This window comes from Oscillibacter sp. GMB15532 (assembly GCF_041020825.1).
Lineage (GTDB): Bacteria > Bacillota > Clostridia > Oscillospirales > Oscillospiraceae > Oscillibacter.
In genome coordinates this window covers 22,327-45,216 of record NZ_JBEVTO010000009.1, presented here as the reverse complement: position 1 = coordinate 45,216, position 22,890 = coordinate 22,327, and the positions used below count along the sequence as shown (strand labels likewise).

The 22,890-nt window shown below is 51.2% G+C and carries 25 protein-coding genes and 1 tRNA gene; 14 read left to right on the top strand and 12 right to left on the bottom strand.

Annotated features, from left to right (window positions below; all coding sequences use genetic code 11):
• The 4 genes from ABVS15_RS11525 (at window position 1) to ABVS15_RS11510 (ending at window position 4,105) form a co-directional block, all read left to right on the top strand.
• Window positions 1-2,262, top strand: a complete 2,262-nt coding sequence (locus tag ABVS15_RS11525) for a xanthine dehydrogenase family protein molybdopterin-binding subunit (protein ID WP_369283825.1) — start codon at window positions 1-3, stop codon at window positions 2,260-2,262.
• Entirely contained in the window at window positions 2,259-3,218 is a 960-nt protein-coding gene (locus ABVS15_RS11520) for a xanthine dehydrogenase family protein subunit M (RefSeq protein ID WP_369283824.1), read from the top strand. The genes ABVS15_RS11525 and ABVS15_RS11520 overlap by 4 nt, the downstream gene beginning before the upstream one ends.
• Window positions 3,219-3,357: 139 nt before the next feature.
• Window positions 3,358-3,786 (top strand): hypothetical protein, encoded by a 429-nt coding sequence (locus tag ABVS15_RS11515; RefSeq protein ID WP_369283823.1) that lies wholly within the window; start codon window positions 3,358-3,360, stop codon window positions 3,784-3,786.
• A gap of 1 nt (window position 3,787) precedes the next feature.
• Complete coding sequence (locus tag ABVS15_RS11510; RefSeq protein ID WP_369283822.1) at window positions 3,788-4,105, top strand: hypothetical protein; 318 nt, start codon at window positions 3,788-3,790, stop codon at window positions 4,103-4,105.
• 380 nt (window positions 4,106-4,485) lie between these two features.
• Here the strand turns inward: ABVS15_RS11510 and ABVS15_RS11505 are convergent, their stop codons facing one another.
• From ABVS15_RS11505 to ABVS15_RS11475, 7 genes are all read right to left on the bottom strand, one after another.
• Entirely contained in the window at window positions 4,486-5,451 is a 966-nt protein-coding gene (locus ABVS15_RS11505) for a helix-turn-helix transcriptional regulator (RefSeq protein ID WP_369283821.1), read from the bottom strand.
• 190 nt (window positions 5,452-5,641) lie between these two features.
• A complete protein-coding gene (locus ABVS15_RS11500; RefSeq protein WP_369283820.1) occupies window positions 5,642-6,067 on the bottom strand; it encodes a DUF3788 domain-containing protein in 426 nt (141 codons plus the stop codon).
• A gap of 191 nt (window positions 6,068-6,258) precedes the next feature.
• On the bottom strand, window positions 6,259-6,603 hold the full coding sequence (locus ABVS15_RS11495; RefSeq protein WP_369283819.1) for a cupin domain-containing protein: 345 nt from the start codon (window positions 6,601-6,603) through the stop codon (window positions 6,259-6,261).
• A 38-nt stretch (window positions 6,604-6,641) separates the two neighbouring features.
• The gene (locus ABVS15_RS11490) at window positions 6,642-7,526 is read right to left on the bottom strand and encodes an EFR1 family ferrodoxin (protein WP_369283818.1); all 885 of its coding nucleotides are present in this window, start codon (window positions 7,524-7,526) and stop codon (window positions 6,642-6,644) included.
• A 9-nt stretch (window positions 7,527-7,535) separates the two neighbouring features.
• On the bottom strand, window positions 7,536-7,784 hold the full coding sequence (locus tag ABVS15_RS11485) for a hypothetical protein (RefSeq protein WP_369283817.1): 249 nt from the start codon (window positions 7,782-7,784) through the stop codon (window positions 7,536-7,538).
• Window positions 7,785-7,788: 4 nt separating this feature from the next.
• Window positions 7,789-8,376, bottom strand: coding sequence for a TetR/AcrR family transcriptional regulator (locus ABVS15_RS11480; RefSeq protein WP_369283816.1), 588 nt, complete (start codon window positions 8,374-8,376; stop codon window positions 7,789-7,791).
• A 156-nt stretch (window positions 8,377-8,532) separates the two neighbouring features.
• Window positions 8,533-9,351, bottom strand: coding sequence for a class I SAM-dependent methyltransferase (locus ABVS15_RS11475; protein ID WP_369283815.1), 819 nt, complete (start codon window positions 9,349-9,351; stop codon window positions 8,533-8,535).
• A gap of 506 nt (window positions 9,352-9,857) precedes the next feature.
• Here ABVS15_RS11475 and ABVS15_RS11470 point away from each other — a divergent pair.
• Window positions 9,858-10,844, top strand: coding sequence for an alpha/beta hydrolase (locus ABVS15_RS11470; protein WP_369283814.1), 987 nt, complete (start codon window positions 9,858-9,860; stop codon window positions 10,842-10,844).
• A gap of 909 nt (window positions 10,845-11,753) precedes the next feature.
• Here ABVS15_RS11470 and ABVS15_RS11465 read toward each other — a convergent pair.
• Window positions 11,754-11,957 (bottom strand): hypothetical protein, encoded by a 204-nt coding sequence (locus ABVS15_RS11465; RefSeq protein WP_369283813.1) that lies wholly within the window; start codon window positions 11,955-11,957, stop codon window positions 11,754-11,756.
• A gap of 15 nt (window positions 11,958-11,972) precedes the next feature.
• Entirely contained in the window at window positions 11,973-13,292 is a 1,320-nt protein-coding gene (locus tag ABVS15_RS11460) for a hypothetical protein (RefSeq protein ID WP_369283812.1), read from the bottom strand.
• Here ABVS15_RS11460 and ABVS15_RS11455 point away from each other — a divergent pair.
• Window positions 13,281-13,751: a hypothetical protein gene (locus tag ABVS15_RS11455; protein ID WP_369283811.1), complete on the top strand. Its 471-nt coding sequence runs from the start codon at window positions 13,281-13,283 to the stop codon at window positions 13,749-13,751. The two genes, ABVS15_RS11460 and ABVS15_RS11455, sit on opposite strands and share 12 nt — an antisense overlap.
• 74 nt (window positions 13,752-13,825) lie before the next feature.
• On the opposite strand, the gene ABVS15_RS11450 is transcribed toward ABVS15_RS11455, so the two are convergent.
• A tRNA-Pro gene (locus ABVS15_RS11450) sits at window positions 13,826-13,901 on the bottom strand.
• 162 nt (window positions 13,902-14,063) lie between these two features.
• On the opposite strand from ABVS15_RS11450, the gene ABVS15_RS11445 reads away from it, so the two are divergent.
• The 7 genes from ABVS15_RS11445 to ABVS15_RS11415 all read left to right on the top strand — a co-directional run bounded on the left by ABVS15_RS11445 (window position 14,064) and on the right by ABVS15_RS11415 (window position 19,627).
• On the top strand, window positions 14,064-15,128 hold the full coding sequence (locus ABVS15_RS11445; protein ID WP_369283810.1) for a M23 family metallopeptidase: 1,065 nt from the start codon (window positions 14,064-14,066) through the stop codon (window positions 15,126-15,128).
• The gene (locus tag ABVS15_RS11440) at window positions 15,112-15,711 is read left to right on the top strand and encodes a site-2 protease family protein (RefSeq protein ID WP_369283809.1); all 600 of its coding nucleotides are present in this window, start codon (window positions 15,112-15,114) and stop codon (window positions 15,709-15,711) included. Before ABVS15_RS11445 ends, ABVS15_RS11440 begins: the two co-directional genes overlap by 17 nt.
• 152 nt (window positions 15,712-15,863) lie before the next feature.
• A complete protein-coding gene (gene greA / locus ABVS15_RS11435) occupies window positions 15,864-16,340 on the top strand; it encodes a transcription elongation factor GreA (protein ID WP_369283808.1) in 477 nt (158 codons plus the stop codon).
• Window positions 16,341-16,350: 10 nt separating this feature from the next.
• Window positions 16,351-17,850, top strand: coding sequence for a lysine--tRNA ligase (lysS, locus tag ABVS15_RS11430; protein WP_369283807.1), 1,500 nt, complete (start codon window positions 16,351-16,353; stop codon window positions 17,848-17,850).
• A gap of 399 nt (window positions 17,851-18,249) precedes the next feature.
• Entirely contained in the window at window positions 18,250-18,738 is a 489-nt protein-coding gene (locus tag ABVS15_RS11425) for a glutathione peroxidase (protein WP_369283806.1), read from the top strand.
• 29 nt (window positions 18,739-18,767) lie between these two features.
• Window positions 18,768-19,187 carry a flavodoxin family protein gene (locus ABVS15_RS11420; RefSeq protein WP_369283805.1) on the top strand — a complete coding sequence of 140 codons (420 nt, stop codon included), beginning with the start codon at window positions 18,768-18,770 and terminating at the stop codon, window positions 19,185-19,187.
• On the top strand, window positions 19,184-19,627 hold the full coding sequence (locus ABVS15_RS11415; RefSeq protein WP_369283804.1) for a MarR family winged helix-turn-helix transcriptional regulator: 444 nt from the start codon (window positions 19,184-19,186) through the stop codon (window positions 19,625-19,627). Before ABVS15_RS11420 ends, ABVS15_RS11415 begins: the two co-directional genes overlap by 4 nt.
• 298 nt (window positions 19,628-19,925) lie before the next feature.
• On the opposite strand, the gene ABVS15_RS11410 is transcribed toward ABVS15_RS11415, so the two are convergent.
• On the bottom strand, window positions 19,926-20,510 hold the full coding sequence (locus tag ABVS15_RS11410; RefSeq protein ID WP_369283803.1) for a uridine kinase: 585 nt from the start codon (window positions 20,508-20,510) through the stop codon (window positions 19,926-19,928).
• Window positions 20,511-20,609: 99 nt separating this feature from the next.
• Complete coding sequence (locus ABVS15_RS11405) at window positions 20,610-21,302, bottom strand: hypothetical protein (protein ID WP_369283802.1); 693 nt, start codon at window positions 21,300-21,302, stop codon at window positions 20,610-20,612.
• A 265-nt stretch (window positions 21,303-21,567) separates the two neighbouring features.
• On the opposite strand from ABVS15_RS11405, the gene rsmH reads away from it, so the two are divergent.
• Entirely contained in the window at window positions 21,568-22,605 is a 1,038-nt protein-coding gene (gene rsmH / locus ABVS15_RS11400; protein WP_369283801.1) for a 16S rRNA (cytosine(1402)-N(4))-methyltransferase RsmH, read from the top strand.
• Window positions 22,606-22,890: the final 285 nt, after the last annotated feature.

Here is a 22,890-nt window from a genome sequence, read left to right as displayed (position 1 = left end):
GTGGGGAAACCGTTTCAGGTGTTGAATCACGCTATCCCCCGTTTGGAGTCGATGGAAAAGGCCACTGGGAAAATCGCCTATACCGCAGACCTCGATGCCCACGGTGCGGCGGCGGCGATTGTACTGCGCAGCCCCCATTCCTGCGCCCGGGTTCTTCAAATTGACTGCTCCGAGGCGGAAAAGGTTCCGGGATTTTTGGGCTGTCTTCTTCCTTGCGAGGTTCCGGATATTTTATATAATCCGTCCGGCAATCCGCCGGCAGAGCTGCTGCTGGCAGACGCCCGGATTCTGACGGAAAATCCCCGGTACATCGGCGATCGAATCGTCTGCGTGGCGGCGGAAACCGACGAGGCCTGCCGTATGGCGGCGCAAAAGGTAAAAATCAGATACGAGGTGCACGCTCCCCTGCTCACCCTGAAGGACGCAATGGCAGAAGGAGCAAGGCCGATTCAGCCGCATCTTTCCGCAAGCAACATTGTCAAACGGAGAAATGTCTCTCAGGGCAGTCCGGACCAAAAGGGAGAGGTCCTTTTGTCCGGCCACTTTTCAACACCCTCCATGCAGCATGTGCCCATTGAGCCAACCTGCTGTATCTGTGATTTCAGCGACGGAAAAAATCTGACGGTATACAGCAACTCTCAAACTGTTTTTCAGGAAAGAAGAATCGTGTCCGAGCTTCTCGGGCTGAAAGAAAACGACGTGCGGTTTATCAAGCCCGCTGTGGGCGGCGGCTTCGGCGCCCGCCAGCAGCTTCATTCCCAGCCGGTGATCGCCCTGATGTCGAAAAAACTGGGCCGCCCAGTCCGTCTGGTCTATACCCGGGAGGAGGAATTTACCGCCACGGCTGTACGGCTGGGAACCGAAATCGACATTGAAGTCGGCGCAAACAGGGACGGCGTCTTACAGTACCTCAGCGCCTACTATCTTGCCAACATTGGCCCCTACACCATCCACGGGCCCACCATTGTGGCCGGTGCGAGCCGCAAAATTCAATACCGGATTCCCAACTACTTTTTCGATGGATACAGCATCTTGACAAATGATATCTGCGGCGGCGCTTTTCGGGGCTATGGCAATACGCAGCTGACCTTTGGACGAGAAATCATGCTGGACCGAATGGCACAAAAGCTTGGCATGGACCCACTGGAATTTCGTCTGAAAAATCACGTAAAGGTGGGCGAGCACTTTCCCTGTGTGGATGCGCCGGTCACAAGCTGCGCCATTGAAGAATGCGCCCGCAGGGCTATGGAAATCCGGACGCGCATCGATGTGGAGGAACATCTCACCTTTGACGAAGAAGTCCGACAGGCGTGGGGCGTTGCCTTTGCCTGCCATGGCTCTGGCCCTTCCTCCAGAGAGGGCCTGAGCTCCGCCATCGTCATGCTGAACGACGACGGCACCGCGCGAATTTTAGTGGGCTCCGCCGACATCGGCCAGGGCAGCGAAACCATGCTTAGCCAGATTGCCGCCGAGACATTGGGACTTTCCCTGAGCGATGTGCGTATCAAGGCGGCGGACACACTGCTCACGCCCTACGACACCGGAACCTTTGCCAGCAGCCAGACCTTTGTCTGCGGAAACGCGGTTGCTCTCGCCTGCCGCGACGCCCGGGCGAAGCTCCTGAAGCAGCTGATGGAAACGGTCCCGGAAGCAGTGGTCACGGAGGAGGACGACGGGTTTCTCATTTCCTCCGGGGATAAACGGGAACATCTCAGTGTTCAGCAGGCCGTGCGGCGGGTCGCCTTCCACCAGCACGGCGGCGTGATCATCGGCTGCGGCTCCTATAAGGCCCAGGCCAGCCCCAGCCCCTTCGTCGTCTGCATGGCAAAGGTGGAATACCGCCCAAAGCTGAACACCGTTCGGCTTCTGCACATTATCGAGGCGGCAGACGTGGGCACGCCCATCAACCGCCTTTCGGTAGAGGGGCAGTTGGAGGGCGGAATCGCCCAAGGTGTGGGCTACGCCCTTTTCGAGCGCATGGAGCGCAATCCCCGGGCACAGAAAACCGTATCCACGGATCTTCTCCACTACCGCGTCCCGCAGGCGGCGGATATGCCCAAAACTCATGTCGTGATTGCGGACAGCTATGAGCCCACCGGTCCACATGGGGCCAAAAGCGTGGGAGAAGTGGCCACCGTTCCCGTTGCGCCGGCGATTGTCAATGCCGTAAACAGGGCAGCCGGGACAGAGATCGGCACTCTGCCGCTGTGCGACCGGTTTGTAATCCTGCCCCACAGCGCGGAAAGGGGGCCTCTGTCATGAATCACTTTCCCTCATCGCTCTCACAGGCCACGGAATATCGGGATGCCATCTTTGCGGGCGGCTGCACCGATCTGATGCCGCTCTTTAAAAATCAGGTGCGGGACCACCGGAATCTCGTCTTCCTTACTCAGATTCCGGAGCTGCGGGAGATACGCCGGGAGGGCCCCGGCGTCAGTATCGGCGCTTCGGCAATCCTGGCGGACGTAGCGGAATCAGAGCTGATTCTGAATCATTTTCCCGCTCTCGCCCAGGCGGCAAACGCCGTGGCCTCTCCGCAGATTCGGAACATCGCAACCATGGGCGGCAACATCATGCAGGACCGGCGCTGCATCTATTTCAACCAGAGCGCCGGATGGCGCAGCTCGCTTCCGCCGTGCTTTAAAACCGGGGGCGATGTCTGCCATCAGATTCCAAACTCCCCCGTGTGCAGGGCGCTCTATTATTCCGACGTGGCCACCGCGCTGCTGGTCTATGATGCGCAGGCTGAATATTGGGAAAAAGGCGCACTGCACTGCGCGCCTCTTAGAGAACTGATTCATCGCCACTGCGAGGCCAACGGCACCGCCTGTCGCAACCGCCTGAATATCCTGGTTACACGGTTTTTCATGGATAGTCCACCCAAGGGAGAGCGCAGCGGCTTTTACAAATACGCGATGCGTACCAGCATTGACTTTCCACTCATCAACTTTGCACTTCGCTGCGGCAGAAGCCGATCGGCAAAACTGGTGAGCGGCGCGGCAGCGCCAGAGCCTTTAATTCTGGAGCACACCGCCGCCCTGCTGGACCATGGTGCGGCAGATGATGATATTCTCGCCGCCTGTCAGGCGGAACTGAAAACGCTGGCAATGCCTATCAGGGAAGCCTGCATTTCCCCGGCGCGCAAGCGTGACCTTTATTTACAGGTTTTCTCTCTGCTGTCCCTGCGGGAAGATTGTCCGAAGAGTACGGAACTATGAATTTCCCCGCACTTTTCGTAAAAACGACAGCCGTGCCGCAGCTTATAAAAGTCCGGCAAACGCTGGTCCTTCTGACGTTAACCCAAAACCGACAGGGCATGGGCGCAAAACATATCAAATAAACTGGGGAGGAAAAATTATGGCATGTTTTCTGGTACCGGCCACAGAAGCGATCGTGGTGACCATCGTTACAAAGGCCGTCAAGGCGAAAGAAAAGAAACCCGCTGCGTTAAAGGTCGTCACCGGCGACGGCGGCTTTGAAATACTGGAGAAGCTTCCTTTTTCCCGCAAGCTGAAATGGCTGACAAACATGCTCTGGGGCGGCGCAGCTCTATTGACTTTTGAGCATGTTTGGCACGGAGAGGTGGTGCCATGGTTCCCGTTCCTGACAGCAGCAGGCAATCCGTCAGATGCCGCCGCCATGTTGCATGAAATGTCGACGGTCGGCGTCGGCATGGCACTGCTGGTGACGGTTGTCTGGGGCTGTATGCTCTTAGCCGCAAACATGATTGAGAAGCGAGCACTAACAAATTCGATGCGCCGGCTGCCGGACACCAAGGAGGGGTAACGTGACACTGCTGATCACTGTTTTTGCTGCGCTTACATGCACTATTCTCTGGTATAAAAATGCCCCGAAAAGCACAATGAAAATCGGCATCCTCTGTTGGATGTATTGGGGCGCTTCTATCATGTGGTTCGTGGATGCGATTTTTGAGTATGTGGAATTAAAAGCAGCGTACTTTACTCCCGCTCCCGCCGATATGCTCAATGATCTCAACTTGGGGCTTTCCGTTGTTGCCTTGGGCTTGACCATCTGGCTTGTGATCCTGCTGGTAAAAGACCCCAATGGCGTTGTAAAAGCCGCCTTATTTCAGAAAAAGAAATAAGCTTATATGAAAACGAGGGTCTTGAATTTTCATTCAAGACCCTCGTCAGGCTCTATAAACACCGGGACAATTATTTAAAAAGGAAGGAACCCGCTTTGGAATATGCAGCAGAAGTCCCTAAACTGGAACTTCTGTGGGAAAGCCCCTGCACCAGTACCATCGCATCAGTAAGCAGGCTGTACTCACCAATCCGCTCCGAGCGGAGACGCCCTTCTTTCTGTATCTTGGGCAAAAGAAAGGGCGACTACTACGTGTGTGATCGCTCTTAACGATTAAGCCAAGCATCTGCCAAATTTATTTTTTCCGGGCTTGCATCATTCTCATCACAAGTAATTCAGATCTTTCGCCAAAGAGATTAGTTGATCGAAAGTCGGTTTCACTTACTTCCGCACTGGCCGGATATACTTAAAAAACCGTTCCGGATCGTGATACATATAAATGATTCTGCCGGGAGTTGTATCAAAGGAATACCCTGTGTCTGAAAAGTCAAAAGTAGACATAGCCGTTTCTATCTTTTCCTCCACACTGCGATTTTCCTGTTCATAATCGAATGGTCCGTGTTCAAAGACAAGATACTCGGCCTCGGGAATATCAATCATCAGCATTTGCGGTGGTACTTCGCCCTGATAATCAGCAGGAAGCCGCACACCATAGCATTCTGTGCGCAGAAAGCCCCAATCACAAAGCCTGCCCTCCGGGTCATTGATATACGCCATAATCTGCCCGCTGCCGCTGTTCACTTCGCTCCCGCCATCGTCATCCAGTTTCCCCTTGATACTGTCCAGCAAGCCGCAAATGGTTTCGCAGTCCTGCCCCGGAATCAAACTTTGCTTTTGCCAAAAATCCCAATATCCGTTACTCTCATAGTTTTTAATATGCAAAAACTTGTGCGCGGGAATGGTTACGAAATAAATTTTAAGCTCATTCGTAGATTTCATCATGCCAATCTCTCCAAATCCAAAAAAGTAGCGGTCGAAAGGGTTGATTTTTGTACGAAGAACCACAGGCTCAGGCTTTTCCCGGTATTTACTTGGTGTGACACCATAGGCTCCCTTAAACGCTCTTGTAAAAGCCTCGTGGGAGGAAAACCCATAATCAAAAGCAATATCCAAAAGGCTTCTTTTACTATCCCGAACCTCTTTTAGCGCAAAGGCCAGCTTTCTAAGCCGTAGATAGTCCCGAAACTGCATACCCGATATTTTCTTGAATTTTCTGGTCGTATGAAATTCGGAATAACCTAATTTGCGGGAAAGAAACCGTAATGTTAATGCTTCATCATGATAATGCCTGATACACTCGTCTATTTCATCCACGATGATTTGAATCTGCTTGTGCCACTCGTACATTCGTCTGTTCACCTCGTTTCAACCGCCCTGCATTTACTATAAAGGAATAGAGCGATTGCGGCTTGATTTTACTTGCTCTGATTCAATTTTCCGTTTATTTCAATTATAATTCAGATTTTTTTATCATGATATGGAATACAGGTTCCAACATCTACCCACGTATTATATTTATACAATGGGTGTTCCCTCTTTAATTAGTCCGAGCAAGTTTATTGGGCGCCCGCTTGATTCGCAGCAGTTTCTCCATGTCAGAAAACAATGAAGTATCTGTCAGTTCAAACATGACCCACTTTCCGTCATGGTAAGTGGTGGCTTCGTCATAAGTACGTTGTGTCTCGGACGATAACTCACTGCGAATCGCTTCCACCTTTTCTCGCTCCGCCTTGCCGAAAATAATCATAAAACCAAATACTTTTTCTTTTGCGTACAAGGCGCACAGCGTTTTACCTCCCCCGCGGTATTTATACTCGTATGTCCATTTCTTTCCACCGCTGTTCCAAAGGCAATCCATATCGTATTTTGATTCAATGAACTCAGCCAGCTTCCGCCACACTTCAAATAATGGCTGTCCAATTAACGCAATCATTTCTTCATTGGTTGGTATTTGTTCAAGCATAGCAGCCCCTCCATATATTAAAGATGTCTTCTGTTTTCAAACTTATCCATATTTTCCACTGCCAATCCACGCACAATATAGCCAGCTTTCACCACTTCATAATCCGGTCTGGACGTGAGTCTGCCATTTCATAATTAGGAGTCTGATGCTGTATCACAATACGGTTTTCACCCATATCCAAAGCGGCGGAATTAGTCCTCATATAGTTCACCACTATTTTCTTTGTTCAGCGTGCCAGACAGTTCAATCATCAAAAATTTTGTCAAATCACCCACTACAGGTCGATGCTTTGTTCCTTTGGGGACAATTACAAATTCGCCCGCATTTACTTTCATGTTCTTCTCTTCGGTTTCCAGATAAAAGCTGCCTTCAATGACGTAGAATAATTCATCCGAATGCTCGTGCACATGAAAGTCTAACGTACGGTTTTCCACTTGTACAACACTGAGAACATGCTCATTTAAAAGCCCTATTTTGTTGTAGACATATAGCTCTGAACTTTTATTGACTTCGTCCAACAAATTAATTACCTGCATAAATGTACCTTCCTGTCCTGTTGTTTATAATTTGAAATTTAAGTTTCTAAATCCATCAGATAGTTCTTGACCCCCAGCCAAAAGAATCCCACCTTTAAATCTTGAATATGCACCTGCACGTTCTGCGGAGGCAGCTGTGCGATATCTTGCAAGCAGTACCCCTCTTTTATGACAACGAATTTACAGGTTCCCGGATGCAGCGCCTTGCTTGGACAGCCATAAATGCATTTCAGGCAGAAATGGCAGCCATCACCAAAGGCTGGCTTTCTGTTCGTCATTGTGATATTACCAGCAGGGCAGTGATCTGCACACCAACCGCATTCGGTGCAGTGTTCCATCACCTTAATTCGCTTACCCCAATAATGTCCGCCTGATGTTTCCAGCTTTCCTATCGCCGAGAAGATTCTATCAATCCATAAGGGCTTTGCTTTTCTACAGATCCCGGACAGCAGTTCTCTTGTGATTTGATCGACCACGATGGGTAACGCCTGCATTAAAAGATAGGGTAACGGACTTGGGGCAGGGGCTACCCAATTGGAAGGCATGACAATCATTCTCTCATATACAACGTGGTAGCCTTTCTTAGTTAAGCGCTTGATACTTCCGAGCCGGCAGGCTGTGTTGGGGCAAATCTCACCCGCCCCAGAAACAGAGATAACCGCTGCGGAGACTTGTTCCACAGTGTCCAATCCATCTATCCACCTGTAAACTGCCTCTGGTGCGTTGAACGCATGAACTGGGAACAGCAAGAGCAGCAGGGCGCAGTTGCTTTGGTCTTTTCTGATTATGTGGGTGATTTTTTCAATCGTGCATGTACAGCCTGCCGTTTCCAGATGGCTTTGAAAGCTCTTTGCCGCCAGTTCAGTACCTCCCGTGCCGGAATAACAAGCAATCTTTACGGTGGAATAAATGTTGTTGATCATGCGTGCACCTTATCCCTTTGAAGCCACTGCCTGAGCCAGCCGGTCGACATGCTCCAGTAAAATCCAATCCTTATTTTTAGGAGAAGTGAACGGCGGAATGCCGCCAAACGATTCTATGCATAGGCAACTGTCAGCCAGCTCTTTGGGTATATTTTTCTGCACGGCCTTTTGAAACGCACCGGGATACGAATGGCATAAGTAAATCGCCGTTTTCTTAGAGCGCAGTGTCTGCCCATTTTTCTCTATAAAGCTTTTCATAGCCCTATCCATTCTTCTTTTGTTCCGTGACTGTCAAATTGTTTATCAGGTTCTCTATAAAGCGGCTTCGCTGTTCTTCATTTGACACATCTATGCCGCTGTACATATAAAACGCATCTCTATTTAGGCCGGTTACTTGAATGGGATAGAGTATTTGCAAAGCCAGTATGCGTAACTCCATATCATCTTTTTTGTCTCCGAAAATCTGCTTTAGCAGGGGAATGAGATGCAAGGGTGTCTGCATATTTCCATTCATCATGTCGCTGGATACAATGAAGCGCATCAGCTTTTCTTTTTGATCTGACAGGGCATAAAGCTCCTTCAGCATTGTCTTTAATTTTTGGATGGGTGATAAATCTGCATAACTATGGGAATCAGAAAAATCCAAAATTATTTTCGCCATTGTATCACCAATGGCAATGGAAAGCAGATTGTCTTTGCTCTTAAAATGATAATTGATAAGGCCAATTCCTACATTGGCACGTTCTGCAATTTGGCGAACCGTGATCTTTTCCACATCATCCGTTTCCTCCAGCAGGGCTTTTGCTGTATCAATCATCAGCTGCTGTGTTGCTTGTTCTTTGGAATTCATATCAATATCATCCTAACTGAAGTATAATTGAACGCGTTCAGTATAATTGGTTTTTATCAAGACGTCAATCCGGCAGATCGCTTTGCTTCAAAAAATGATTTCAGTAAACCTGCCGATTTACTTTTGAGCAGGGGCTTATATCTTGCAAAGAGTTCCTCATGATGATTTTTCTAAAACAACTGCAATTGTGGGGCTGTTTTCCGTATAAGACTTTCCTGTAACATCGCTGAACACTTCAAATTTCCCAAACCCGGCTTCACTTGCCTCTTTCAGTAGGATTTCTAAAGTAAAGCAGCAATTCCATATGCAGTATTCCCTGATCCCACTGTTGGTGATTACAGCAGTTTGTTCTAGTGTCACGTTGTCGGGATACTTGTACTGTGCTTTTAATGAAAGATATTTTTCTGCACTCCAGAACCCGCCATGTTCATGAACATTCCAAGTTTTTATTTCTTCAAAATCGTTGTACTTCACCATAGAAAATACATCTAATACAAGCTTTCCGCCGATTTTCAGAGTCTGATATATTTTCCGTAAAATGATCGCCCTGTTTTTGGTCGACAGAGCACCGTAATCGCAGTAAATAAACGTTGCTAAATCAAACATATTGCTGTAATTCATTTTCAGGTAGTCCTGATAAATATAAGTGATATCTAAATCTTGTCTATCCGCAGAATCCTTAGCATACTCGATTGACCGCCTTGAAAAATCAAGCCCCGTTACTGTGTAACCCATCTTGCAAAACCGTTCAGCGTATAGCCCAGGCCCACAGCCAATATCCAACAATCGGGGATGGTTAGAAAACGGTATGGTTTCCGCTATCCATTTTACGGACCGGTCAATAAAGCATAGCTTTCGGCTTGCACCGTCAAAATCCGGGTTAAGGTGGGCAGCGAGCATCTGCTTTGAAATATGTTTATCATTCCAGAAATTCACCTCACTTTGCTGATAGAGCGCAGGGCGCTCCAAACACATAAAAATATTGTTGTACGTAAAACCACTCCTTTAAATTAGTCAAAATAAAAAAGCCGTAGATTTTACTCTACGGCTAATCTCCTTTAGGTGAAGATAAGTTTAAGAGTAACATAAAATCAAATAGCAGGCACAAAAACAAAACCGCTAAACGGTTGCGCTTTACCTGTTGAATTGATTTTATTTACTCTTCTCCAGTCGTATCTACACCACCGATTATGTGGTATCCGACACGCCGGACATGCATCACCTTTTCATTAAATTATGTTTTATTATAGATGATATTATTTCCCATGTCAACGGACATACCATTGCGTCTTGGACGCGGCGCAGGATACTGTTAATTACCTGTATAACAATATCTCAAAAATAACTCCGTATGAGATGGGCATACATATCTCAGTATGAATGGCGAAATGCCCCACGGCCTGATTCACGCTGCCTTGTGCCACTATTATTTTTTTTGCATAAAATAATAAAAATGTATTCTGGCTTGAAAGGAGTACCATATGAAACGCTGTATTCCGCTGGAACTGCCCGCTGTTCAAGTTGCTAACGAAAGCGCCATACCGCCCCTGATCTTTCAAATCCCCCCGGAGGAAGGGCGCGAGCGTCTAAATCATGCTCAGGATTCTCCAGTATTCAAGTGCCCCGCTTCTGTTTCCACTATACAGATAGAAACTGGTAAGTACGGACTTGTGACGGTTAACTGCGTTCGACCCGAAAAGATTGTCGGTGTGCCGACAGTAATCTATTATCTGCACGGTGCGGGGTGGGTGTTCGGGAATTTTCATACACATGAAAAACTAGTGCGAGAATTAGCTTCCCGTACAAACTCTGTGCTTTTTTTCCCAGAATATAGCCTGGCGCCCGAGGCGAAATATCCCACCGCCATCGAGCAGTGCTACTTCATTCTCCAACAACTCCCCCATATCGCTGCAAAGCTGAACTGGCAAGTAAACATGAGCACGCTCACCGTTGCAGGGGACAGCGTGGGCGGAAACATGGCAACTGTAATGACAATTCTTTCTAAATACAGGAATGGTCTGAAGATACATAAGCAGCTGCTCTATTACCCCGTTACAAATGCCGATTTCAATACCTGTTCATACCGCGAATTTGCTTGCTGTTATTACTTATACCGTGCTGGAATGCAATGGTTTTGGAATCAATATACCACTTTTAACAGAGAGCGCTGTGAAATCACCGCTTCCCCCCTGTGCGCCTCGCTTGAGCAGCTCAGTGGCCTCCCCGATGCTATGATTCTAAACGGAGAGGCAGATGTGCTTAGGGACGAGGGGGAGGCCTACGCACGGAAACTCAGAGCAGCAGGTGTGGAAGTGACGGCCATGCGCTTTCAAGCAATCATTCATGATTTCGTTATGTTGAATGCCCTTGACGGGACAAAGGCCTGCCGCGCAGCAATGAATGCGTCAACTGAATGGATCAACCAGAAAAACAAAGGTGCCGAGTTCACCTGCTCCGCCGAAGTGTAGTTCATGCAAAACTTTTACATGGGCGCTGCCTTCTTTCAGGGCATAAGTAACCCACCGTCACGAATAAAGGTGGTTTAATCTACAAGCTTTATCTTTTCTATCTCGCTGGCGTACAGAGGGATACTTTTTCTATCTCAAGGCTTGGCTCGGAAATCCCGATGTGGCATATGAAACCCAGTGAAGATAGATATATCCACGCTTAGCCAAATTTACTCATGACCGCTCTGCACTCACGAGAGCTTTTAGGCTTTCAGTGGATCGTATTACTGCATACAGTGACGGTGCCTCTAAAAAATTATTAAAAAACAACCAAAGTGTGTACTAATGTGTGTACTTGCTAAACAAACGGCCCGTTGCAACCTTAGAGCTGCAACGGGTCTTTTTGGTCGGAGTGTAATTACAAGGCTTGGGAAAAACCAGTAATATCAATAGTTTCCAGGCAATCGGCAAGTAGTATTTGCTTTATAAATTGATAAAGCAACAGTCCATCGGAACCAATTGAAATTCCGATGGACTGTTCTTTACACTTGCTACAATCAGTGCACACAACATATTTTCAATCCACAGATTGCTCTGACATATTGAGAATACAATATTTGAAATAAAGAAAATGTCGAAATTGCACACGAATACTTTAAAAAATGATTTCTATGTTGTGTGTATTGAATGTTAATATTTTTCTAATGCGTAATTTATGATTTTCTCTCTTCATAAATATGATTATGGGGTGAAAATTAATGTCATATATAAGAGGACCGCCAGGATAAATACCAAGGAAAAGACCGTCGACTTTTGTCCACGGTCTTTTCAATGGTCCGAGTGGAATTATGGGACTTGAAAAAAGTCAGTTATATCAATGGACCAGAGGTAGTTGACAAGCTACATTTTTGTCAGGTGAGTTGATAACTCTCATTTTACCAAGCCCCAGAGCTTATTTTGATAATCAAGAAAAAGCGTGGTGGAATATGACGCATCCCTCATGACCCTCTCTGCATCCTCTTTGGTTATCTCAAATTCCCAATATTGAGATAAGTGTGCTCCATCTTCACCTCTGAAATAGTATTTTTCATCTCTTAAAATAATTTGATCTCCACCATTTTCAAAGATAACCATTATCAAATTCTCCTTTTATTGAACGGGAATCACGGTATAATCGCCTGGCTGAACCTGATCGATCACAGCCTCCGGAATCCCACCAGAAGTATATCCGCCTGGAATCCAGTATGGATTTGCACCGCGCTCGTTTCCAGTTGGCATTCTGAGCCCATGTGGCTTTAAAACATCGATCCGCACTGGAGCGTCACCTAAATCTCCCGGGTCAAAGCCCAGTAGCTGCTCCAACACTCGTGTATCCCCGTTCGCCTGCTTTATCATGTCATCTGCGTACGATGAAGGGAATACAAACGTTTCTTCTCGCGGGCCAACTGTTCCTGTGGGTGCTTTCGCATAAAACTTTGTCACACCGTCCTTAAACTGAGACAAATGATGGTTAATGTACTCCTTTGAGAGATAGGTGTTGGGGTCCGGTCTCTGTCCCCTTGGCATCTTAATTATATCATCAATTTGCGTGCGTGTCAGCCCCGCGCTTCGGGCAACATCATCCACATCGTCTGCCAATGTGCCGCCTGCGCGCAGAGCGTCGTCCCCGCTGCCGGTGAGAATGTTTTTGACGTTGACCGCCGTTTGGTAGGCCGCGTAGACAGTGAGCGCCGTGCCGAGGATATCCAGCCAATGCTCCAGTGACCACGGCTCCTCGGGTGTAACGGCCCCCTTGAGCGTATCTAAAAATCCGCCGGTAAGGGCATTGACAATGTTATAGAGATTTGGATTGGCTACCATCTCCTCATGACGGTCAACAAATCCCCGCCATGTGCCGCTGACAATTCCCAATGTCAGCCAGTCCATAAAGCTGCCAAGGCTATTCCACTTATTTTCACCCCGTGCCGCCTGCGCATTCAGCAGATATCCGATGAGGTCCCTTGCATCTTGCGCCAACCCTGTAAAATAGGACGCGGCCGCAGCAGCCAGATCGTAGCCTCCGGAGCCGTCCCAACTGTTCGGACGACTGAGATCCACCACCATATGCCCGCTGGGCAGCGTGATTCTGGTCAGATGATCCGGGGTAATGCTCACCGGGAAAGCGTCATGATCCAGAAGAAAGACTCCGCCGTCTTCGTCGCCTTTTGCCCGCTGAAACGCCTCCATGAATCCCTGCGGGCTGGCGCGGTAAATCGCTTCCATGCGGGAATCCATGGCCAGCAACTCACATCGGCAGTTTCCGTGGATGGGCGGGATCGGGACATCTCCAAGAGTAAACATCTGCCCATGATAGGATAGGCACCGTTCACAGGTATTCGGCCCCCGCTCGCTGAGGAACAGATAGCGCGAGTAGCCCTGCCTTTGCAGGGACTCCAGAGCCAGCCAAGCGGAGAACTCTTGGGGCTGCAATGGGGTGATATCACCGAGGACCGGCTCACAATTCATCGTGCGTTGAATGATGATGGGGATATCACGCCGGGGAAAAACGAAAATGCGCAGCGCCCCTTATCTATTAAAGGTATGGCAAAAGCGGAGTTGGATGCTCAGAGGGCAATGCTGAATCGCGAAGGGATTATTTCGAAATTTGTATTCGCCGATGTTAACGCAAGTTTCACTCGGCAAAAACATTTCCGAAAAGCATGGGAACGATATTGCGAACACAACGATATCCCCAAAATAACTCCATACGAAATGCGGCACACATACGTTAGCATCAATGATGAGATGCCGGACGGGCTTAAAAAACAAGCGCTTGGGCATTCGGCCAACATGGATACTGAGGGCGTTTACGGACATATGAAAGCCGGAGATTTGGACCGGATTTCGGTTTACAGCGATAATGCCATCAAAAAAATTATTGAGAAATAAGCAAAATGTGTACTAATGTGTGTACTCGATAAATGAAAGACCCGCTACGACCTTAGAGCCGCAGCGGGTTTTCTTGGTCCGAGTGGCGGGAGTCGAACCCACGGCCTCATGGTCCCGAACCATGCGCGCTACCAACTGCGCTACACCCGGATCTTTAATTTTCAGCATACCCCAAGCCCCCACGTGGGGCCACGGCAGTCTGCTGCAACAGATTGTATTATAGGAAAAAACCATCCCTTTGTCAAGGGAAATTGTTCATACTCTTCCCCAAATATGCATACAGTAAGAAAAATGCGAGGGGAGGCGGGACGGATGACGTCGCGACAGTCCGGACAGAAAATCAATCAACTCTACGGTAATCGGACAGGGTATCGCACAAAGCGGCGGAAGACTTCACAACCGTTATCCGCAGTGGAAAAGCGACGTCTGGTCCAGTTTTTGGTTTGCGGGACGGTATTTGTGTTGCTGGTGGCGGTGAAGCTGCTGCTGCCTGACCGCAGCCAGTGGCTCAGCCGCCATGTGGGCGGCGCTCTTTCGCGCAGCGTGGATGTGACGGAGGTGTTTTCCGCCGTGGGCCGGGTATTTTCCGGCGATACGTCCGAGGGCTGGGATGACCTGTATCAGTCCGTCTTCCGCCCGGAGGACGACGATGCGATTCCCACCGGCGCGCCCGGAACTCCGACGGACGGCGCGACGGAAGACGACCCGGCAAACAGCGTGGCAGTTTCCGCCGCGGGAGCTTCCCTGATTCACAGCCGCCTTTCTGCCAGTGACGGCTGGCTCACCGCCCCACCCATGGAAAAAACACCGGGGGCCTCCCCCGTCACGGAGACTCCGCCTGCGACCTCTTCCTCCCCTGGCGAGACAGCGACCAATGCAGACGCCAATCCTGAACAGACCATCGCCGGGACTCAGCGCCTCTCCTATGTATTATATTCCAATCAAACACTGCCCGACAACGTCAGTCTGGAACAAAAGGTTCTCGGCTTTGATTACTGTACCCCAGTGATGGGAACACTGTCGTCGGATTTTGGCTATCGGGAGCACCCCATCGAGGGGGACGAAAAGTTTCACTACGGTCTGGACATCGCCGCGGACGAAGGCACACCCATCTCCGCCTTTGCCGACGGGACAGTAACAGCGGTGGGTGAAAGCAGCAGCTACGGCAAATACGCCATCGTGTCCCACGACAGCGGCTTTTCCACGCTGTACGCCCATTGCAGCCGTATCTATGCCTCCTCCGGCGCGCAGGTGAAGGAAGGGGATAAAATCGCGGCGGTGGGCCAGACCGGAGAAGCCACCGGTCCCCATCTGCATTTTGAGCTTCACTCCGGAACCACCTATCTGGACCCCATCTACTATGTTTCGCTACCCTAGCAGCCCGGTACGCATCTCCGGCGGCTTTCTGCTGCTTACGGCGTGGTTTGCCCTGGAGAGCGGGCCAAAACCCCTGCTATTGATTTTATTTGCGGCAACAATGCATGAATTGGGCCATTTTGTCGTTTTGCGCCTTTGTGGCGCGCCGGTGGGCCGTGTACAAATTGGTCTTCTGGGCGCCATGATGGAGGCGGATCGCAGCGGACTTAGCTACGGAAAGGAGCTGTCCGCCCTACTAGCGGGTCCCTTTGTAAATCTCCTGTGTGCCGCCGTGCTGATTTCTCTTGCCGCCCGGCATCCGGAGCTTTACGCCGCCGCAGGCGCGCATCTGGCTTTGGGCGCCTTTAACCTGCTGCCCATCCGCCCGCTGGACGGCGGGCAGGCGCTGGAGCTTTTGATAGCCTGGCGCTTTGGCCCGGCGGTGGGAGAACTGACGGCGCGGATCGTGGGAGTTTTATGCGCGGCACTTTTGCTTGGCGGGCTTGTGTGGCTGATGCGGGAAAGCCGGGGCAACCTCTGGCTGGCCCCACCGGCCGCGGGACTGCTGGCGGCGGCGATTCGGGAGCTGCGGGGCGGAAAATGACCGCCCCGCAGCCGTTTTTCAAGCTGGAGTTTCCGGCGGAAGCGCTTGACATTGTGGTTGGAAAAATCTATAATGTTGTGTCATGACTAAGCTGGAGTTTTTATGGACAACCATAAGGAAAATATATAGGAAGCAGAAAGGACTTATGAGCGATGAGCAACGAATACAGAATGAGCCAAGCCCGCCTGGACGAGCTGCAAACCGAGTTGAATTTTTTGAAAACCACCCGCAGCGACGAGGTTGCGGAGCAGATTAAAATTGCCCGGGGCTTTGGCGACCTCAGCGAGAACAGCGAATATGACGAGGCAAAAAATGAACAGGGCAAGCTGTACTCCCGCATCGCGGAGCTGGAAGAGATTTTGCAGCACGCCGTGGTGCTGGACGAAAATGCGACGGACAACGACGCCGTGACCATCGGCTGCAAGGTAACCGTGGCAGACGAGCAAGGAAACATTTTGCCGGTGGCCTATAAAATTGTCGGCTCGCAGGAGTCAGACCCCATGCATGGGGTCATTTCGGAGGAATCCCCCTTTGGCAAGGCCCTGATGGGCACAAAGGAGGGGCAGACCGTCACCGTGGACGCACCCAGCGGGAGCATTTCTTACACGGTGAAGAAAATCGAGCGGTAAGGAGATAACTATGGCTGAACAGAAGACAACCCCCCAGCCCGAGCAGGATCTGGGCGAGCAGACCAGAATCCGCCGGGAGAAGCTGGCGGCCCTTCAGGCTGCGGGCGAAGACCCCTTCCGGCAGACCCGGTTCGACTGGAACGCAACCAGCGAACAGATTAAAGCCAATTTCGACGCCATGGAGGGCCAATCCGTGAAAGTCGCGGGCCGTCTCATGAGCAAACGGGGCATGGGCAAGGTCAGCTTCTGCGACTTGCAGGACCGGGACGGCCGCATCCAGCTCTACGCCCGGCAGGACGAGATGGACGAGGAAGTTTACCGGACGTTTAAAAAATACGACATCGGTGACATCGTGGGTGTGGACGGCGAAGTGTTTCGCACCCAGCGGGGCGAGATGAGCGTCCGGGTGAAGGACATTGTGCTTCTCAGCAAGGCGCTGCTGCCCCTGCCGGAAAAGTTCCACGGCCTGACGGACAAGGAGCTGCGCTATCGCCAGCGGTATGTGGACTTGATTGTAAATCCCGAGGTGAAGCGTGCTTTCCTTCTGCGCTCCAAATTCATCCAGCACCTGCGCAGGTATCTGGATGATCTGGGTTATATCGAGGTGGAGACGCCTGTTTTGAACACCATTTCCGGCGGCGCATCCGCCCGCCCCTTTATTACCCACCACAACACGCTGGATTTGGACATGTACATGCGCATTGCCACAGAGCTGCCCTTAAAGAGGCTGATTGTGGGCGGAATGGACCGGGTGTACGAAATCGGCCGCATCTTCCGCAACGAGGGCATGGACCCCAAGCACAATCCGGAGTTCACCACCGTGGAGCTGTATCAGGCGTTCACGGATTTCCACGGGATGATGGACGTGGCCGAGGGACTGGTTTCCTCCGCCGCCAAGGAGCTTTTGGGCACCTATGAAACGGAGTGGATGGGCGAGAAAATCGACCTGACCCCCGGCTGGCCCCGCCTGACTATGGTGGATGCTGTGAAGCAGTATGCGGGTGTGGATTTTGGAGCCATCACCGACGATGCGGAGGCCGTCGCCGCCGCGAAATCCATTGGTGTGGAGCTGGCGGACAGCGCGGAAAAAACCTGGGGCAACGCATTGTATCAGTGCTTTGACCAGAGGGTGGAAGAGCATCTCATTCAGCCCACCTTTATCACCATGTACCCCGTGGAGGTTTCTCCGCTCACCAAGCGCAGCCCGCAGGACCCCCGGCTTACTGAGCGGTTTGAGTTTTTCATCTGCCGCAGTGAGATGGGCAACGCCTATTCCGAGCTGAACGACCCCATTGACCAGCGCACGCGCTTTGAAAAGCAGGCGGAGCTGCGGGAGCGGGGCGATGACGAGGCGGAGATGCTGGACGAGGATTTTCTCACCGCTATGGAATACGGCATGCCCCCCACCGGCGGCATGGGCATCGGCATCGACCGGGTGACTATGCTCCTGACCGGGTCGGACACCATCCGGGATGTAATTCTCTTCCCGACCATGAAGCCCATCGACTGAAACAGTCATTGCGGAATAATGGAAGGCTTTTTACACCTTTTGACCTAATAAGCCTGCACCTATAACACGCTTAACAGCCGCTCTTGCACGATGCAAGATCGGCTGTTTTCCTTTTCGTCTATTTTCTTCGCCATCTTTTCCCGCTTTTCTTCAAGTTTCTTTGTTTTGAAGGCCCACGTTAAGGAAGTTTCAAAATTTTGAGATTCCGGGTGGTAAATGAAGCAGCAATCAGTCTCGGGAGCCAGGGTGTTTTTCCTTAAGCCCTTAAAATCAGTTTTTTCCTCAATAAATGGTATGCAGGCAAGCATAAAGCATCTAATTGGATTTAAAATACTCTTGACAGGCAAAATTTAATTTGATACAATTTAATTGTTTAAAATATTCATTAAGAGGTGGAACATGAAACTCTATGATTTAACAGTAAAAGACGCAAAAGGCAGCAATGTAAACCTTTCTGATTATCAGGGAAAAGTAATGCTGATCGTTAACACGGCAACAGGCTGCGGGTTTACGCCGCAGTACAGCGGACTGCAAGATCTCTATAACAAATACAAAGATAAGGGATTTGAGATTCTTGATTTTCCCTGCAATCAATTTGCAAATCAAGCTCCCGGAACCAATGAAGAAATCGGAAGTTTCTGTACAGGCCGATTTGGTATTACTTTCCGTCAATTTGATAAGATTGATGTCAACGGACAAAATGAAAGCGCCTTGTATACTTGGCTTAAATCCCAAAAAGGCGGCCTCGGCAGTTCAACTATCAAATGGAATTTTACAAAATTCCTTGTGAACCAGCAGGGTGAAGTTGTGGCCCGGTATGCGCCCACCAAGACACCTGCGGCCATTGAAAAAGATATCGCAGAGGTTTTGGCAGTTGGAGAAGCGTAAGATGCTTTAATTACGAATGGAGGTATCATATGAACCGCGTCGTTTACTTTTCAAGAGGCGGAAATACGAAAAAATTGGCCGAAGCCATTGCCAAGGGTGCGGGCGCATCTGCCATTTCGGTGGAACAGTTTCATGAAAGCGAGTCCGCAAATGTGCTTTTTGTGGGAGGCGCCATCTATGCAGGAACCATGGACGGCAGGCTGCGTGAATTTCTGCTAAGACTCGCGCCGTCTCAAGTAAAACAGGTCGTTTTATTCAGTACGGCGGCAGGCAGGAAGCTGTTGTTGCCCGAGGTGAACTCTATTCTTGACCCCAAGGGAATTTCTGTGCTGGACGATGAATTTCACTGCAAGGGTTCCTTTCTGCTTGCCAATCGCGGAAGACCGAACGAAGATGATTTAAAGCAAGCTGAAGCCTTTGCAAGAAAGATCTGCGGTAATCTGTCATGAATGATGAAATCCTGAAGCTTGAAAACCAGCTATGCTTTCCGCTTTACGCCGCCGCAAAGGAAGTCGTTAGTCAGTATAAGCCCTGGCTGGACAAGATCGGCCTGACCTATACGCAGTATATTGTCATGATGGTGATGTGGGAATACAAAACCATCGGTGTAAAGGAACTGGGACAGCACCTGTATCTTGACTCCGGGACATTGACGCCCCTTCTGAAACGCCTTGAAAGCAAGGACCTCGTCCGACGGGAACGATCCAAGGAAGATGAGCGTGCGGTGAATATTACAATTACCGAGGCCGGCGAGGCCCTAAAGGAAAAAGCAATTGAAGTTCCTATGAAACTGGCCAGCTGCATACCGCTTTCCCCGGAAGAATCCAGAACGCTTTATGCGCTTTTATACAAGCTGCTGAAACAGTTGGATTGTGGGAATGCAGGATAATCTGCTCATCTGAAGAAACTCACCCCATGTTCCAAATCATTGGGGGTTCCTTCACTTCAGTATAAAACCCTGTATTCAAAGCGGCATACATTCAGCTTCAATTACCTGCGCCGCAGGCTTTTGAAGCATTCTCTTTCTCAGGCCAAAAAGCTGGCCGCCGGATTTCCGGCGGCCAGCTTTGTCTGTTCTCTTTTCCACAAACGCGATACGGGGCAAGTTTACTTTTCTCCCAGCACTCGGCAGGAACCGGCGTAATTCCCTGCCTCACGGATCACTGAGAACCCCGCGCATCGCCCGCTTACCTCTCTCCGTGAGTTTCAAACCGCAAATCGCAGCAGTTTGCCACTCCGCAGGCCGCAAAATACCGCTCCTCCAGCGGAATCCACCTCTCACGGAACTGAACGGCCGCCTCCGGGCCGTTACGCCGCTGGATACGGCGAAGCTGCTCTTCCCTCTCCACCGTCAGAAATACCTTCAGGTCGTAGTATTCCCGCAGGGACGGGTGGCAGGCATAGGCCCCCTCAATCACCGTAACCGACCCAGCAACCACCTGAACGGCCTCTTTAAGCGCTTGCGTCCTGCAATCATAGGGACGGTAGGAAATCGGCTCCTCCCGGCTGAGGGGCAGCAACACCTCCTGCAAAACCCTCTCGCGGTCCACGTTGCCGCCTGGCGTGTTCAGCCGTTCCTCCGTGCGCTGCTCGGGCCGCAGAAAAAAATGGTCCATGTGAACCACGCCGCCGCCAAACAGCTCCCGCAGTTCCTCCGCCAGCGTAGTCTTCCCTGCCGCGCACCGTCCGTCAATCGCCACCAGAACGGGCCGCTTTCTCTGAAGAAGCCGCCGGATTTCCGATTCTATTTGCTTTACCGCCGTAAGGTCCATGTCAGCCTCCTATTGTATGTGTTTGCGTCTACGTTTCCGCGCTCGTCCAGCGCGGTACAACGTCTCCGGTCTTCCTTTGCGCCTTTTGCGCTCACTCATTCACGGCGTCTTTTGGTTCTCTGCACTCTCCGTGGCCAACTGTGCGGCAGAAGCCGGACCTTCCGTAAAATATGCCAGAGCGCCGCGCATGGGGGTGGTCAGATACCACAGCCGCAGGTCCAGTTGAAGCAGCCGCCCCTCATCGGAAACGGTCACCAGCAGTTGATCTTCCCCAAACTCCGCCGCCACAATTGTGACCCAGTGCCAGCTTTGCAGGTTTTTTTCCTTGCCCCTGTGCAGGTTCAAAAACCCCACAGGGCAGTCGGACATCAGTCCGGCCTTTATAAACTCCGCCAGACGGGAAACGGCGGGACGGCCTCTCGTTATCCGTCCGGGAAGTGAAAGTGCGTGGGGCTCCAGCAAAATCCCCCGCTCCCAGGCATATGCGGCAACACCGTCCGAAAACATCTCCACCCGGTTCAATCCCGCGCTTCCGGGGGTGAGATGGGGGTATACGTCCTCCATGTGCCGGGAAAAATCCGCGCGGCCCATGCTTCCATGCCCGTACAGGGGCAGCAGCGCGGGACGGGTCAAGGACAGATAAGCCAGAATATTGGACGCGCAGGTAGGCCCACAGCCCGCTCTGCGGCTCCACTCCGTGGAATACCACTCCTGTGCGCCGCCGAAAAACGAACGGCCCGGTTCTTCGTCCGAAATGGTCAGCAGCGCAGGGTGGGAAATAGACAGTTCCATGGTTAAGCCTCACATACTGATTAAATGATAGGGACAGTATAGCTTATTTTCGCGGAAGAAACAAGTGCGCACCGTGCCAACCCCCCGCCGGTTCGACACCTTCTGTTTTTGGGGAAATCCCGCGGCGCAACGGTTGGCTCTTCTCTTTTTGCCGGTTTTGTGCTATGATAGCCTGAATATAGCCGTTCCGAAATGCTTTTCCGGAACCGGCACAGGTTGGGGGGCTGAGAACCGCCAGCTCAAAAGACAAACAAGGAGCCGCGCCATGGAACAGGAACACAAGCGCCGCCCGCGCTATCAGGGCACCCATCCCCGGAGCTTCCGGGAAAAATATAAGGAGCTGAACCCGGAAAAATACGGCGGCGACGTGGAAAAGGTGCTCCAGAGCGGGAAAACCCCCGCCGGAATGCACATTCCCATCATGGTGGAGGAAATTCTGGACTTTCTGAACGTTCAGCCCGGACAGACCGGACTGGACGCAACGCTTGGTTACGGCGGTCACTCCCGAAAAATTTTGGAGCAGCTTCAAGGGCAGGGGCATCTGTACGCCACCGACGTGGACCCCATCGAATCCGAAAAGACCCGACTACGTCTGGAAACGGCAGGCTTTGGCCCGGAGCTTTTCACCCTCCGGCGGATGAATTTCTCTCAGCTGGGCGCAGTGGCCCCCGGCGTTCTCTTTGACTTTGTGCTGGCGGATTTGGGCGTTTCCTCCATGCAGATTGACGACCCTGCCCGGGGTTTTACCTTTAAATACGACGGCCCGCTGGATCTCCGGCTTGACCCCACCTCAGGTATTTCTGCGGCCCAGCGCCTGGGGGAGCTGGACGAGGAAGAGCTGACCGCCCTTTTGGAGGAAAATGCCGATGAGCCCCACGCGGCCCGCATTGCGCGGACGGTGCTGGGCGAGCTGCGCCGGGGCGGGACGGTGGACACCACAAAGCGCCTTGCGGAGCTGGTGGGTCAGGCTCTCTCCTTTCTCCCTGCCGGGGAGCGGGAGGATGAGGTTAAGAAATCCTGCCAGCGGACGTTTCAGGCTCTACGCATCGACGTGAACGGCGAATTTGAGGCGCTGTACAGCTTTCTTGAAAAGCTTCCCGGCGTTCTGAATCCCGGTGCCCGCGTGGCCATTCTGACCTTCCATTCCGGCGAGGACCGAATGGTAAAAAAGGCCTTTCGCCAGCATTTGCGGGAGGGCGCATTCAGTGCCGTGGCGGACGAGGTACTCCGCCCCTCTGCGCAAGAGTGCTTTCAAAACCCCCGGGCGCGGTCGGCCAAGCTGCGCTGGGCCGTGCGGGCCTAATCCCCCACACGGGAGCGCGAGTGCACTACCTGTAAAAAGCACGGCAGACGCGACGGAATATAGGCAGTCACGGTGAACAGGCGTGGGAGTTGCCTGAGAACACCCGCAGGGGAATTCGTCCCGGAATCTAAATCGCGCATGCACTGCCCCCCGTGCCATTTCTGCCGGGGCAAGCATTGCGGCATAATCGTCAGAACAAGAGAGGACCGGCCATTGGCCGGTCCTCGCTCTTGTTAATCCTTGTTTTCTAGCCAAATTCTCTTCAAAAAAGCCATTAACAGGATC

Bases quoted from the DNA above. Each gene is read 5' to 3' on its own strand.
- ABVS15_RS11415 (WP_369283804.1), top strand. From the start codon at position 19,184: ATGAATGATGAAATCCTGAAGCTTGAAAACCAGCTATGCTTTCCGCTT.
- ABVS15_RS11405 (WP_369283802.1), bottom strand. From the start codon at position 21,302: ATGGAACTGTCTATTTCCCACCCTGCGCTGCTGACCATTTCGGACGAA.
- ABVS15_RS11420 (WP_369283805.1), top strand. From the start codon at position 18,768: ATGAACCGCGTCGTTTACTTTTCAAGAGGCGGAAATACGAAAAAATTG.
- ABVS15_RS11490 (WP_369283818.1), bottom strand. From the start codon at position 7,526: ATGATCAACAACATTTATTCCACCGTAAAGATTGCTTGTTATTCCGGC.
- ABVS15_RS11445 (WP_369283810.1), top strand. From the start codon at position 14,064: ATGACGTCGCGACAGTCCGGACAGAAAATCAATCAACTCTACGGTAAT.
- ABVS15_RS11485 (WP_369283817.1), bottom strand. From the start codon at position 7,784: ATGAAAAGCTTTATAGAGAAAAATGGGCAGACACTGCGCTCTAAGAAA.
- ABVS15_RS11425 (WP_369283806.1), top strand. From the start codon at position 18,250: ATGAAACTCTATGATTTAACAGTAAAAGACGCAAAAGGCAGCAATGTA.
- ABVS15_RS11500 (WP_369283820.1), bottom strand. From the start codon at position 6,067: ATGCTTGAACAAATACCAACCAATGAAGAAATGATTGCGTTAATTGGA.
- lysS (WP_369283807.1), top strand. From the start codon at position 16,351: ATGGCTGAACAGAAGACAACCCCCCAGCCCGAGCAGGATCTGGGCGAG.
- ABVS15_RS11410 (WP_369283803.1), bottom strand. From the start codon at position 20,510: ATGGACCTTACGGCGGTAAAGCAAATAGAATCGGAAATCCGGCGGCTT.
- rsmH (WP_369283801.1), top strand. From the start codon at position 21,568: ATGGAACAGGAACACAAGCGCCGCCCGCGCTATCAGGGCACCCATCCC.
- greA (WP_369283808.1), top strand. From the start codon at position 15,864: ATGAGCAACGAATACAGAATGAGCCAAGCCCGCCTGGACGAGCTGCAA.
- ABVS15_RS11520 (WP_369283824.1), top strand. From the start codon at position 2,259: ATGAATCACTTTCCCTCATCGCTCTCACAGGCCACGGAATATCGGGAT.
- ABVS15_RS11515 (WP_369283823.1), top strand. From the start codon at position 3,358: ATGGCATGTTTTCTGGTACCGGCCACAGAAGCGATCGTGGTGACCATC.
- ABVS15_RS11440 (WP_369283809.1), top strand. From the start codon at position 15,112: ATGTTTCGCTACCCTAGCAGCCCGGTACGCATCTCCGGCGGCTTTCTG.
- ABVS15_RS11480 (WP_369283816.1), bottom strand. From the start codon at position 8,376: ATGAATTCCAAAGAACAAGCAACACAGCAGCTGATGATTGATACAGCA.
- ABVS15_RS11470 (WP_369283814.1), top strand. From the start codon at position 9,858: ATGAAACGCTGTATTCCGCTGGAACTGCCCGCTGTTCAAGTTGCTAAC.
- ABVS15_RS11475 (WP_369283815.1), bottom strand. From the start codon at position 9,351: ATGTGTTTGGAGCGCCCTGCGCTCTATCAGCAAAGTGAGGTGAATTTC.
- ABVS15_RS11465 (WP_369283813.1), bottom strand. From the start codon at position 11,957: ATGGTTATCTTTGAAAATGGTGGAGATCAAATTATTTTAAGAGATGAA.
- ABVS15_RS11505 (WP_369283821.1), bottom strand. From the start codon at position 5,451: ATGTACGAGTGGCACAAGCAGATTCAAATCATCGTGGATGAAATAGAC.
- ABVS15_RS11495 (WP_369283819.1), bottom strand. From the start codon at position 6,603: ATGCAGGTAATTAATTTGTTGGACGAAGTCAATAAAAGTTCAGAGCTA.